General features: G+C 55.4%; 10 protein-coding genes. 4 read left to right on the top strand and 6 right to left on the bottom strand.

Annotation, left to right across the window (positions count from 1 at the left end; genetic code table 11):
* Positions 1–72: 72 nt before the first annotated feature.
* The gene (locus AC0QHF_RS21900) at positions 73–927 is read right to left on the bottom strand and encodes a nuclear transport factor 2 family protein (protein WP_324706375.1); all 855 of its coding nucleotides are present in this window, start codon (positions 925–927) and stop codon (positions 73–75) included.
* Positions 928–1059: 132 nt separating this feature from the next.
* Here AC0QHF_RS21900 and murG point away from each other — a divergent pair, with 132 nt between their 5' ends.
* On the top strand, positions 1060–2133 hold the full coding sequence (gene murG / locus AC0QHF_RS21905; protein ID WP_324706376.1) for an undecaprenyldiphospho-muramoylpentapeptide beta-N-acetylglucosaminyltransferase: 1074 nt from the start codon (positions 1060–1062) through the stop codon (positions 2131–2133).
* A gap of 127 nt (positions 2134–2260) precedes the next feature.
* Entirely contained in the window at positions 2261–2917 is a 657-nt protein-coding gene (locus AC0QHF_RS21910) for a pentapeptide repeat-containing protein (protein ID WP_324706377.1), read from the top strand.
* 270 nt (positions 2918–3187) lie between these two features.
* On the opposite strand, the gene AC0QHF_RS21915 is transcribed toward AC0QHF_RS21910, so the two are convergent.
* Positions 3188–3349, bottom strand: coding sequence for a hypothetical protein (locus AC0QHF_RS21915; RefSeq protein ID WP_324706378.1), 162 nt, complete (start codon positions 3347–3349; stop codon positions 3188–3190).
* Between the two features lie 460 nt (positions 3350–3809).
* Here AC0QHF_RS21915 and AC0QHF_RS21920 point away from each other — a divergent pair, with 460 nt between their 5' ends.
* Both AC0QHF_RS21920 and AC0QHF_RS21925 read left to right on the top strand, forming a co-directional pair.
* Positions 3810–6002, top strand: a complete 2193-nt coding sequence (locus AC0QHF_RS21920) for an O-linked N-acetylglucosamine transferase, SPINDLY family protein (RefSeq protein ID WP_324706384.1) — start codon at positions 3810–3812, stop codon at positions 6000–6002.
* A gap of 455 nt (positions 6003–6457) precedes the next feature.
* Positions 6458–9655, top strand: coding sequence for an alkaline phosphatase (locus tag AC0QHF_RS21925; RefSeq protein WP_324706379.1), 3198 nt, complete (start codon positions 6458–6460; stop codon positions 9653–9655).
* A gap of 326 nt (positions 9656–9981) precedes the next feature.
* Here the strand turns inward: AC0QHF_RS21925 and AC0QHF_RS21930 are convergent, their stop codons facing one another.
* From AC0QHF_RS21930 to AC0QHF_RS21945, 4 genes are all read right to left on the bottom strand, one after another.
* Positions 9982–10233, bottom strand: coding sequence for a hypothetical protein (locus tag AC0QHF_RS21930; RefSeq protein ID WP_324706380.1), 252 nt, complete (start codon positions 10231–10233; stop codon positions 9982–9984).
* A gap of 498 nt (positions 10234–10731) precedes the next feature.
* The gene (locus AC0QHF_RS21935; protein ID WP_324706381.1) at positions 10732–11343 is read right to left on the bottom strand and encodes a 4Fe-4S single cluster domain-containing protein; all 612 of its coding nucleotides are present in this window, start codon (positions 11341–11343) and stop codon (positions 10732–10734) included.
* Complete coding sequence (locus AC0QHF_RS21940; RefSeq protein ID WP_324706382.1) at positions 11340–12374, bottom strand: coiled-coil domain-containing protein; 1035 nt, start codon at positions 12372–12374, stop codon at positions 11340–11342. The genes AC0QHF_RS21935 and AC0QHF_RS21940 overlap by 4 nt, the downstream gene beginning before the upstream one ends.
* Before the next feature lie 632 nt (positions 12375–13006).
* Positions 13007–13390 carry an endonuclease domain-containing protein gene (locus tag AC0QHF_RS21945; protein WP_324706383.1) on the bottom strand — a complete coding sequence of 128 codons (384 nt, stop codon included), beginning with the start codon at positions 13388–13390 and terminating at the stop codon, positions 13007–13009.
* Between the last annotated feature and the right edge of the window lie 156 nt (positions 13391–13546).

The raw sequence follows: 13546 nt of genomic DNA on the forward strand, positions 1-13546 counted from the left end.
ACATTGACTATGCCTTTAAGAGTTCAGTTTTGGACGGCTTAAGAATCCCCGCGTCTTTAGACCGGGGAGAAGTCAATCCACCACCCGCAGCCGCCGCGTCACCAGCGTGATCCCGCCCCGGCGCATCAAAATGGCGGACACCCAGCTATCCTCGGGCACGTCCGGCGCCTGACCGATTTTGAACACCCCGCCGGAGGGCAGGAACTCCAACCGTAGGGGTTCCGAGTCAAAATAGGCCTGTGCCGTCGCCGGTTGGGCGATCGCCGTCCCGATCAAAATCTCGCTCCCCAAGGGTTCCTCAACGATCGCATCGACGCTGTATTCCTCCCCCATTTGCACCTGTTCCGGAAGGTTCAACCGCACCGTCGGCGGGTCGTCGCCGGAGGTCAGTTGATTTTGCTCCGACAAAATTTCCTGGCCGACAATTCTATCATTCTCGATCCGCTGTTGGGAAGTAATCGTAGAAAGCAGGGTCAATTCGCGATCGCCCAACTCCCTCACCCCCTCAATTTGAGTCACGGTCGTCGCCACGATCGCCCCGCCGTCCCGCTCCCAACTCTCCAACGTGGTCGTATAATTGAGCCGGGAATACTCCCCCCAAAACTCCGCGAGTGCCTCCTCCAACATTTCGTAATTCAAACCGTCGGAATTGCTAAAATCCCGGGCGTAATTCTCCATCACCGCACCCACATCTCGCCGGTTTGCCGCCCCCTCAATTTCCTCGATCAGCGCCATCAATTCCGGGGGGGCCGTTTCCGGCGGTTGCGCGGTACCCGGCCGGGGAAACAGGCCCGAACCGCACCACAGGGCGATCCCCAAAATGGCGGATAAAACCGGCGAAAAAGTCCCTCGGAAAGCCGAGCCGGAACGCCCTCGCGCCGGGGTGGTTCTCGGAGAGTCGGATTGAAAGAGTTGAAAGGGGATCATAAGTCGAGTTGTCAGTTGTCCGTCTCGGTTGTACAGTTGTCAGGAGTCGGGGATTTCCATCCGGAGACCCCGCCAGCCCTCGCGTCTTTTGATTGTAGCGGAGTTGTCGGCTAGAGAAGGAGAAAAACGGCTTTGACCCAAACACCCACGCGCCTGTTGGTGGCCGCCAGCGGTACGGGCGGACATCTGTTTCCGGCGATCGCCACCGCCGGCTGTCTCGGCGACTATGATATCGAATGGCTCGGGGTTCCTGACCGTTTGGAAACCCAATTGGTTCCCCGACAGTATCGCCTCCACACCGTCGCCGTGGGGGGATTTCAGGGCAAACCCGGGCTGGGAACCCTGCTCACCGTCGGACGCCTCGCCGCCTCCGTCCTCAAGGTGCGAACCTTGCTCAAAAACGGCAATTTTCGGGGGGTCTTCACCACCGGGGGTTACATCGCCGCCCCCGCCATCCTCGCGGCCCGCTCCCTCGGCCTGCCCGTCGTCCTCCACGAATCCAACGCCCTCCCCGGCAAGGTGACGCGCTGGCTGGCGCCCCGCTGCACCCGGGCGGCGATCGGATTTGCCGAAGCCGCCCGATACCTCCCCAAAGCGAAAACGGCGGTGGTGGGGACGCCCGTGCGGCCCGAATTTGTGGGGGAGGCGGAACCCCTGCCCTTCCCCATCCCCGAAGGTGCCCCCGTGGTCGCCGTGGTGGGCGGTTCCCAGGGGGCGGTGGCGGTCAACCGTTTGGTGCGGGCCGCCGCGCCGTCCTGGTTCGAGGCGGGGATTTGGGTGGTGCACCTGACGGGGACCAACGATCCGGAGGCTGGCCGCCTGGAGCACCCCCAATATATCGCGATGCCGTTTTTCGACAATATGGCGGGTTTGCTGCGACGGGCGGATTTGGCGGTGAGTCGGGCCGGGGCCGGGACGCTGACGGAGTTGGCCGTGACGGAAACGCCGGCGATTTTGATCCCCTATCCCTACGCGGCTGAAGATCACCAAACCTACAACGGCAAGGTATTCGCCGATCGCGGTGCGGCGGTCATGATCCGACAGGGGGACTTGACGGCGACGGCACTTGAAAGTAAAGTTTTGTATCTGTTACAATCTGAAACAGTGCTTTCGCGGATGAAAGAAGCCGCTCGATCGCTGGGCGTCGTAGATAGCGCCAACCGCCTCGCAGACTTGGTTCGAGCGGTCACAACCGAAAAGTCATGACGCGATCGCCGCACCGTTCCGGACAAAATCCAGTGATCGCGATCGCCCCCAACCGGGATTTTACTCATTTCCTTCACACTCAAGATCCAGCATATTAGGAGTTATCGAGAGTTTTGGAGGGTGTGGGATGAAATTCTTAACTTATGCAGCCGCGACGTTATTGATCGCCATCGGTGTTGCCACTTCGGCCCGCGCTGAGAACCCCGCCCACCTCAAGCAGTTGCTGGAGACGAATAGCTGCCAAGGATGCGACCTCACCGGCGCCCAACTCGAGGGACTCGACCTCAACGGTGCGAACCTGCAAAATGCCAACCTCAGCGGCGCGAACCTCAAAGGTACCAATTTGAACGAGGCGAACTTCAACCGGGCGATCCTGGTTGAAGCCGATCTGGAAAATACCAGTCTCATCGCCGCCAAACTCCACGGTGCAGATCTCACCCGCACGAACTTCAGCAATGCCAATCTCACCCTCGCCGGCATGGTGATTGCCAACCTCCAAGACGCGAACCTGCGGGGGGCGAACCTCGTCGGCGCCAACTTGGAAAGTGCCGACCTGACGGGGGCGAACCTCCAGGACGTGCGCCAGTCCGTCACCAATTTGGGCCGGGTGCAATTACAAGAAGGAAGCCTTTACGGGTACGATATCAGCGGTGTCAATTTGCGCGATACCGACTTGACCGGGACGAATCTCAGCGGCGCCGATCTGAGTGCGTCAGATTTGGCGGGGGCGAATTTGGACGATGCCAATTTGCTTAATACCAATTTGATGAATGCTAGACGGTGACGATCGGGACTCGAGAATCGGGACTCGGGAATCGGGAAGGTTTCTGAGTCTCGCGAAAGCTGTCTCGAGGGTCGCTTGCTGAATCTCAATGCATTTTTTCTGGACAGTTGATCATAAATTAATTGGGGGCGTAGCTGGGCTACGTCCCCAATTTGATGGCACCGCGATCGCGCGGTACCCGAGAATTATTCAATTTGAAAAAAAAGTTTTGGCAGTGGGTGGCAGGATGCACCGTCCGGCCGGAATCGCATCCACTTCATCGCTCCCGATTTAGGGTTGTGCCAAAGGGGTGAGATTGACGTGGATTTTTCCTTTTTCTCGGTCGTACTTCTCGGACATCCCATCTCGGTCGAGTCCGGCTAAGATCCAGATCAGACTGACTGCCGCGGCTTTGGTAATCGCATCGTTCCGTTCGGCGTTAGCTTTCTCCATGATTTCGTTCCCGATTGAATGCTCCTTGTTCGCGATCGCTGACCTCCTTGTAAAGGTTATGATTCAACCTCCTACTAGATCGTTTCGGCTCAAATGAGGCAAAATTCCAAACGTAGCACAGGCATCTTGCCTGTGGATTCAGATCCGATCGCCTCATTTCAGATGAAACAGTCCACTACATTTATTATTGTGACAGAATTCGACTCGAATCCGGGTAATCTCGATCGCGGAATTTGGTGCGATCGCACAACCGAAAACGGCGATCTCAATCACATTTAGACTGTGATTATAGTTCGGTTTTCAACACCCTCAATCTGACACCCGGAACCTTTTCTCAATTATAAGGGATTTAAAATTACCTTCGTCGGACCGGGTTGGAGATCCGAACAACTTATGATAAAAACAGATGGGGTATCCGATACCCGTCCCCCCAGCTTCACCATTCAACGAGATCGCCGAGATGCCGTCCCAGTCGAGTTCCGCCCCTAACGCCCAATCCAACACCCCCGCAGCCCTCCTACAGCGGGCTGAGGCTTTTTATGCCCGGGAACAGTACGACGAGGCGATCGCGGTCTGTCGGCAGGCGTTGCAACTCCAACCGGACTCGGCGCCCGTCTATGTGACGATGGGGAATGTCGCCCAGGCCCGGACCCAACTCGACGAGGCGGTCCGCTGCTACGCCAAAGCCCTGGAGTTAGATCCCAATTTCGCCCGAGCCCACGCCAATTTGGGCAGTATGCTTTACAAACAGGGCAAACTGGAGGAGGCGATCGCGAGTTACCAAAAAGCCCTCTCCCTCAAACCTGACCTGGCGCCCATTTATGTCAATCTGGCGCGGGTTTTGCGGCAGTTGGGGCGGGAGGCGGATGCCCGGGAAGTGGAACGGCAGGCGTCCGTTTTGAAGTCCCAAATGGGGGACGCGACGCAGCTCTTTCACCGGGGCAATCAGTGGGCCGCGGCGGGGCAATTGCCGGAGGCGATCGCGAGTTGGCAACAGGCGATCGCGGCGGACCCGAATCTGGCGGAAGCCTACTCTCAGATCGGCATGATTTACCGCCACCAGGGAAAGCCGAAAGAGGCGATTCCCTTCCTCGAAAAAGCCCTGGAATTGAAACCGGATCTCGTCGCCGCCCACCAGCATTTGTGCGGCATTTACCGCGACTCCGCCGACCTCGCCGCCGCCCGCCGCGCCGTCGATCGCTACGTCCAAACCTGCGGCGATGCCGACCCGATCATGGCGTCTATTTACGCCGTCAGTATCTATCAAGTTTCCGGATTGAATCGCATCGCCCTGGATCGGTTTTTGGAATTGGAAGCGAAACTGCCCGCCCTGCTACCTAACAGCAACGAAATCGAAACCAAATCCCTCTACGCCAATTTATTATTCGCCCTGCCCTACCTGCGGGATAATTTGGAACAAAATTACGCCCTGCAACGATTAATCGGCGATCGCTATATCAGCCAAATCCTCACCCCGCCCGCCCCCACCCCCGCCCCCTCCAAACCGGGCGCTAAAGGATTCGGAAGCGGCACGGGAAAAAACCCCCTAAAAATCGGTATCCTTTCCAAGCACTTCTGCCGCCACTCCGTCGGCTGGTGCAGTGCCGATGTCATCAAAGAACTCGCTGCCCTCAATACCGAGATTTATTTGTATTGGAGCGATCGCCCCACCCGGGACAGCCAAACCCCCCAATTTGAACAGGTCGCCCGCAACGTTTTCGAGCCGAAAAACTTCCCCCAAGGGCTCCCCCATGCCGGAGAAATTGCCGCCGCCATCCGCAATGACGGTATCGATATTCTGTTGGATTTGGATTCCTTGAGCGTCCAAATTCACACCGAAATTTTATATCAAAAACCCGCCCCAGTCTGCATTTCTTGGCTGGGATTCGACGCCCCCCAGCTTTCATCCCAAAACTATTTTATCGGCGACAAGCATACCCACCCGGAAGGGCGAGATGCCGATTCTGTCGAACAATTAATTCGGATGCCGAAGACGTTTATGGCGGTTTCCGGATTTCAGCGGGTTGAGGCGGATGCCGCCCAACTCCGGCAGGCTTACCGCATCAGTTCCGATCAGGTGGTTTACCTCTGCGTCGCCCCCGGACGCAAGTTTAACCGGGAACTCGTCGATGCCCAGGTGGCAATTCTCAAACAGGTTCCCGACAGTATTTTAGTGCACAAAGGGCAGGGTGATGCTCAGGTGGTGCGGCAGGCTTACCGGGAGGCGTGTCAGGCGATGGGAGTCGGGGTGCACCGCATCAAACAGATTAACCGATTTGCCACGGAGGAAGAACATCGAAAAATCTATCTTTTGGCGGATGTGCTGTTGGATTCTTACCCCTACAATGGCGGCACCCACAATTTGGAAGCCCTGTGGTTTGATGTGCCCATCGTCACCCGCCGGGGCGAACAGTTTTTGTCGCGGATGGGATACGCCTTCCTGGAAGGGGTGGGGATAGATGCCGGGGTGGCGGACTCCTGGGAAGAGTATCAAAGTTGGGGGATTCAGTTGGGACTCGACGCCGAACTGAGGCAGTCGATCCGCGATCGCCTCGCCGCTTCCAAAAATGCGGAAAACCTCGCGCCACTGTGGAATCCCAAAGCTTTTGCGAAGGATTTATCTGCCCAGTTCGAGGCGTTGCATAAACGATAATTATAGCACGTTTTTATCAATTTTTGCAACTGGGGCGCGATCGCTTATAGCAGTCGGCAGTCAGCTTTCAGCCATCAGCTTGCGGTTGAAAGCCCGTGGTTGGCAAGTTTCGGGATTTTTGGATGTCCTAACCGTCATGGCGACTGCTACAAAAAACAATCAAAACTTATTCTTATATTTTAAATAATTTTTCCAAATACTTGCGGGTGCTATTTTATACCCGTCAAAATTTAACCGAATGTTGATATTTTCTTAACTCTACCTTAATTCGGTAAATGTAATTTAATAAAGTGTAAATTTTCTTCCAATCGACTGTCGAGAAAGGGAGGCTCATTTCGGGTCATTGTCAGTCGTCTCGTTTTGCAAAATCGAGCGTCCGAAGTGCGGAGAAACCCCCGGGAGCTCCGCCGCATTTCCGTGTCCAAAAAACCGACTGCATCTATCTCAAAAAAACAATGTCAGACAGCGTTATTTTCATTCATCCGGACGGAACCAGTCCGTCCCACTTCGCCGCCGGCCGTTTCGTCCAAGAGGGACCCGACGGCCGCCTCAACTGGGACGAGATGACGAAAGCCGGGGTGTATCTCGGTCACATGAAAGACCAGATCGTGGGAACCTCCAACGGGGGGGCGGTCGTCCACGCGATGGGGGTCAAACCCTTCGCCGGATCTTACGGTTTGGATGAAGACGGCGATCCGATCGCTTCCCTCTCCAGCCTCAGTCCCGAACTCGGCGGCCCCGATCTGGGCGTGGAACCCGGGATGACGATCATGGAAGAAGCGATCGCCGCCGGAAAGGCCACCGCCGTCATCAACTCCGGCTTTATCGCCGAACCGGGGACGGGGGTATTTTTAGCCGACGTGTTCAACCGGGGCGAAACGGAAGAAATCACCGCCGAAGTGCTCGAATCCGGCGCCAACGTGATTTTGGGTGGTGGCGAAACGGACTATCTCCCCGTGGGAGAAGTGGGTTTCTTCGGGGAAGAAGGGACCCGGGAAGACGGCCGCAACCTGATCGAAGAAGCGACCGATCTGGGTTATACGATTGTTTACACCCGCGAAGAGTTGCAAAGTCTGCCCGAAGATGCCGAAAAAGTTCTGGGGATTTTTGCGGCCGAAGACACCTACAACGACACCACCGAAGAGGCGAACGTCGAGGCGGGGTTGGAAAATTACGGCCAGCCCGGAAATGAGAATCCCCCCACCATCGCCGAGATGTTGCAGGCGACGTTGGAGTTGGACCTGTTCTCCCCCGAAAACGAGAACGGCTTCTTTATCGTCATGGAAGAAGAAGCTACGGACAACTTCTCCAACAATAATAACGCCCGGGGCGCGATCGAAGCCGTTTTGCGGGCGGATGAAGCGATCGGCATCGCCAAAGACTACATCGAAAACGTCAAACCCAACACCTTATTAATTACCGCCGCCGACAGCGACGGGGGTGGCTTGGAAGTGGACGACGTGAGCGGCGAAACCGTCGGAACCGTGGGCGTGAACCCGACTTTGAGCGATCGCTCCGACGCGGTGGAAGTCCCCTACGACGGCGCCAGCGGACGGGACACCGAACCCTTCGTCTCCGCCCCCGACGCCAACGGCAACGAATACACCTTCGGCGTGGGATTCGCGGGAACCCCCGACTTCGCGGGCAGTATCGTCGCCAAAACCTTCGGTTTGAATGCGGAATTGTTGCCCAGTACGGTGGACAACACCGACATTTACCGCATCATGTACCAGACGCTGTTCGACGTGGAACTGCCCTCGTTTGTTCCCGCAGAACCGCCCCGGACGGCTCCGGAAGCCACCGAAGACACCGGAAACGTCATTTTTATCCACCCGGACGGAACCAGCCCCTCCCACTTCGCGGCGGCCCGTTTCGTGGAGGAAGGACCCGACGGCCGTTTGAATTGGGACATGATGACCCACGCCGGGGTGTACCTCGGCCACATGGAAGACCAGATCGTGGGAACTTCCAACGCCGGGGCCGTCACCCATGCCACCGGGTCGAAAGTGCCCGCCCCCTCCTTCGGATTCGATGAAAACGGCGTTCCGATCATTTCCCGTTCCGGGATGCGGGGGATGACGATCATGGAAGAAGCGATCGCCGACGGAAAGGCCACCGCCGTCATCAACTCCGGATTTATCGCCGAACCGGGGACGGGAGCATTTTTGGCCGGCGTCGAAAATCGCCGGGAAACGGAAGCAATCACCGCCCAAATCCTCGAATCCGGCGTTGACGTGATCATGGGCGCCGGCGAAACGGACTATTTGCCCGTCGGAACCGTCGGTTTCTTCGGGGAGGAAGGAACCCGGGAAGACGGCCGCAACCTGATCGAAGAAGCCGAGGAAATGGGCTACACGGTCGTTTACACCCGCGAAGAGTTGCAAAGTCTGTCCGAAGACACCGAAAAGGTTCTGGGGATTTTCGCGGCCGAAGACACCTACAACGACACCACCGAAGAGACGAATTTTGAGGCGGGGTTGGAAAATTACGGCCAGCCCGGAAATGAGAATCCCCCCACCATCGCCGAGATGTTGGAGGCGGCGTTGCCGATCTTGTCCAAAGATCCCGACGGGTTCTTCGTGGTCATGGAAGAAGAGGGCACCGACAATTTCACCAACAATAATAACGCCCGGGGCTTTGTGGAAGCGATGCAGCGGGCCGACGACGCGATCGGTGTGGCGATGGACTTCGTGGACAACCAAGATCCCAACACCCTGATTATCACCGCCGCCGATAGCGACGCGGGGGGTCTGGAAGTGGACGATCGCGACGGGGAAACAGTGGGAACCATCGGCGTTAACCCCACTTTAGCCGATCGCTCCGACGCGGTGGAAGTGCCGATGGACGGGGCCGAAGGCCGGGACAGCGAACCGTTTATTTCGGCGCCGGACGCCAACGGCAACGAGTATCCCTTCGGTATCGCCTATGTGGGTACGCCGGACTTTGCCGGAAGTATCGTTTCCAAAACCTACGGTCTGAACGCGGACTTGCTGCCGAATACGGTCGATAATACCGAAATCTATGAGATCATGTACCGGACGCTGTTCGGCGACGTCCTGCCGAATTTGATCGACGGGACGCCGGCAGATGAAACCCTCATCGGGGAAGATGGCGACGACCTGATCCGGGCGGATATCGGCGACGACCTGGCCGCGGGCGGTTTGGGCGATGATATCATTTATGGTGAAGAAGGCGATGATGTCCTGCGGGGCGACGAAAACAGCCGTTCCTCCGGTAGCGTCGGCGGCGACGATACGATTTACGGCGGTTTGGGCAACGATCGCATCGGCGGTAAGGCTGGAAATGACCAACTCTTCGGCGATGAAGGTAACGATTTGATCTGGGGCGACGACGGCGACGACCTCATCGACGGCGGCTTGGGGAACGACATCCTCACGGGTGACGACTTTTCCGGTGGTTCCGGTTCCGATACCTTCGTTTTGGCTGTCGGCGAGGGCACCGACACGATCGTTGATTTTGAAGTCGGCATCGATCGGTTGGCGTTGAAAGGCGGTCTGAGTCCGGAGGTTCTCTCGATTTCCGATATGGGAATGGGAGCCGCGATCGGCTTTGGAGAGGAAGTTCTGGCGAACCTGCGGGGCGTCGATGCGGCCGAACTGACGGCGGCTGATCCTTTTGGGGCGATCGTCTAGTTCGGACGGTTAAACGCTTGACTGATGTGTTTGTTTAATCATGAATTGGGGTGGTGAGAAACCGCCCCGTTTTTTTATCGCTATCCGCCTTAAATACTCGGAAATCGGGCAACCCGGGACCCCTACAATTCGGGCAACCCGGGACGGTTGCCCCCACACAACCGGGCAACCCGCAACCCGCAACCCGCAACCCGCAACCCGCAACCCGAGACGGTTGCTCCCACACAACCGCAACCCGCAACCCGCAACCCGCAACCCGAGACGGTTGCTCCCACACAACCGCAACCCGCAACCCGCTTTCTTCGGGAATCGGGGGATTCGGGAAATTAATTTTGCTCCTCTTCCGGTTTGGCTTCCCGCAACATTTCCAAAATGGAACCCACGGCAAATCCCATCGTGGCGCCGGTAATCCCGTAGGCGAGGGGTTCGCGGGGTTGACTGTAACCGATATTGGTTTCCGGAGAAACCAGATCGCAGCATTGATAAGTCTCCTGGCTCATTCTCGACACCGCCAACCCGAAGACGGAACCCACGCAAGCCATCACAATTCCTGAAAAAATAATCAATCTGACATTCATCGGACTGCCCCCAAGATAACTGGACGAGTCGAATTGCTCTCTCTACTTCGCTTATACCAAATTTTAGTCCGAAGGTCGGTAAAATTTAACAAAATTAAACCGGATTGGGGGATTCGACTCCCAAAGTTGTCATCGATTGATGATTGGGGACGGTTCGACCAATATATAAAATTGATAGATCGCGATCGCTCCTTCTTTCTCCCCCGGTTTCAACCGACGAGAAAAGAAACCAGCAGGAGTAAAATCGTCCCGACAAATAGGATGTGGTTGATCCAGTCGTCCGATGTCCAATCTTTAAACATTCGTCATTCCTTCAATTCATGAGAAATAGGATGGAGAATTCCGATCCGGGGGCGAGTCTATTATTGACGGCTCGGCTGTTTTTGTCAAGTCCGACATCATTCGAGCGATCGGCTGTCAAAAAGATAGCTTAAAAACTGGCATCGGCAACGGCTCGAATCGAAAATAATTGACTCCGATTAATATCCTGAAGGTGGCTTAAAAATTCCCGGCGGTACTGCGATCGATGAGTTGTCGAAAGCGATCGCGGAAATCCTGCGGGGGAACGCCGACCATGAGAGCGGATTGATTTCGCAGGTGGATTTCGACATCCCGCTTTCGGGTGGTAAATAATTCGGCGTCGGGGCGGTGGCGGGGGGTGAGAAAGTGGACGGTTTGATTGGACGAACCCCGCCAACCTCGGTTGTCATTCAGTTCGGCGATATATTGTCCGTCGATGAGGATATCGATGAATTGAAGCAGCCGATCGCGATCGGGATTTTTCCGGATTTCTTCTAGGGTAAATCCAGTATAACACATAATCGAAAGATCGCAATTTTCCCGCAGGTGGGAAAACAGGGTTTCTAATCCGATCGCCTGCAGCATGGGTTCGCCGCCGGAAACGGTTACGCCCTCTAAATTGGGTTGGGAAAGGATCAAGTTTCCCAGTTGGATGGGGTCGATCAATGTGGCTTGGGTTCGGGGTATCCAGTCGGGGGAAACGCAGCCCGGACAGTTGAAGCAGCAACCCTGCACCCAGATGACAAAGCGGTTTCCGGGGCCTAACGTGCGCGTTGACGGGCAGATTTCGGCGAGATTTAATGGGGTCATGAGGAAAAGTTGAGGGCGAGTTTTTTGTGCTGTTCGGCGTGCCGGTTTTGGAGGTCGGCGAGTTGGCGATCGAGGTCTCGGAGTTGGGTTTTTATTTGCTCTAAAATCGGGTCGATTTGTTGATGGTTGATGGGGAGGTATTGGCCGAGGTCGCGATCGCTCTCGTAGTGGCGGCTGAGGTCGTCGCGGATGGCGGCGGTTTGTTGTTGGTATCGGTTGCAGTGGGCGATCGCCGTTTCCAGTTCGGTTTGGATGCGGTCAAATTCGGCTTTTTCTTGTTGCAATTCTGCCAGGGTATCTGATAAAATAGAATTGAGTTTATTTCGTTCCGCCTGGGTGAGGGTTATCAATTCCGTGGCGATTTCGGCGGTATTGGCTTCTCGTTTATTTTGGCGCGATCGCAGAATCTCGATTTCCGATGCCAGGCGGGTTTGCTGCCGGTTGAGGGCGTCAGTTTGGGCTTGGAGTTCGCTTTGTTTTTGTTGGAGTTGTTCGAGTTGTTGATATTGCGGTTCGAGGGCGTGCGATCGCGTTTCGATATCGCGGCGAAGTTGTTCTAAATCGGCGGTTTTCAGTTCCGTTTCAATCCGGTTTAATTTGGCGACGCGGTGTTTTAACTGTGCCAATTCCTCCCCGGCTTGTATTAACTGACGTTCTTGACTTAAAAGCTCATCAGCCGTCGCCAACAGTTCCGAAGTTTCTCGGGAGATTTCCGCAAATTTTCGATGGTTATTTTTCAGCTTTTCTGCCAGTTTCGGGGGGATAGATGAGGCGGACAAATGGGGTTGCCAGGTGTTGAGGAGAGAGAGTTGTTGTCCGAGGGTTTTTGAAAGTGCGATCGCCCAGGCATCGAGGGTGTCGGGGTCGGAGTTGGCGAGGTTTTCTAACACTTCCGGGGGATAGAGATTTCCCCACAGTTCCAGGGCAGTTTGCATCAGTTGAAAGGGGATGTCGATGTTATCATAATCCAACGGATCGCAATTTTGCAATTTCTGGGCGAGTTGAATGAGTGCGGCTGTTTGTTGTTGCATTTTTGGTGATGTTGAAAAGAACTTTTGAGATCCCCCCCCCGCCCCCCTTTTTAAGGGGGGAGTTAGAGATCCCCCCCAGCCCCCCTTAAAAAGGGGGGAGTTAGAGATCCCCCCCAGCCCCCCTTAAAAAGGGGGGAGACAAAGGTGGCATGACTTGGATTTCAATGGGTACTTAAAATTATAGCGTTTCTCAGGCTGATGATTCAAAGCCCCCCTTCTTAAGGGGGGTTTGGGGGGATCGCCCCATCTCATGGGACTCGAAAAGCTGAGTTTAAAAGCCCCCCTTATCAAGGGGGGTTTGGGGGGATCACCCCATCTCATAGGACTCAAAAATCTCGGTTTAAAAGCCCCCCTTATCAAGGGGGGTTTGGGGGGATCGCCCCATCTCATGGGACTCAAAAATCTCGGTTTAAAAGCCCCCCTTATCAAGGGGGGTTTGGGGGGATCGCCCCATCTCATAGGACTCAAAAATCTCGGTTTAAAAGCCCCCCTTATCAAGGGGGGTTTGGGGGGATCACCCCATCTCATGGGACTCGAAAAGCTGAGTTTAAAAGCCCCCCTTATCAAGGGGGGTTTGGGGGGATCGCCCCATCTCATGGGACTCGAAAAGCTGAATTTAAAAGCCCCCCTTCTTAAGGGGGGTTTGGGGGGATCAACCCCTGCAATTCAGAACAAACCCCTTCAAAATTCTCCAAAACCTCAACATTTGTAAACCGGATTACTCGCAATCCATATCCTTCTAAAATAGCAGTTCTTTCAGCATCAGACTGCTTCCCCTGTTGTGTAAAATGACTTTCCCCATCAACTTCAATCACCAATTTTAAAGATGCACAATAAAAATCGACGATAAAATGATCAATGGGTCTTTGTCTCAACACTCGAAACGGAAAATATCTCAAACAATCTTGCCACAATTTTCGTTCCGCAGGAGTTGGGTTTTGTCGCATTTGTTTGGCGATCGCTGTCAGTTTAGGATTGTAGGGCAGGTGAAAGTTTGAGTTGCTTAATTGAGGCATGATTCCTCCTATGTGCGAGATTCGATCCCCCCTAGCCCCCCTTGAGAAGGGGGGGACAAGATATTGAATTGGGGGCATAATTCCTCCTATGTTTGAGATTCGATCCCCCCTAGCCCCCCTTGAGAAGGGGGGGACAAGATATTGAATTGGGGGTAT

Source organism: Lyngbya sp. CCY1209 (assembly GCF_055795065.1).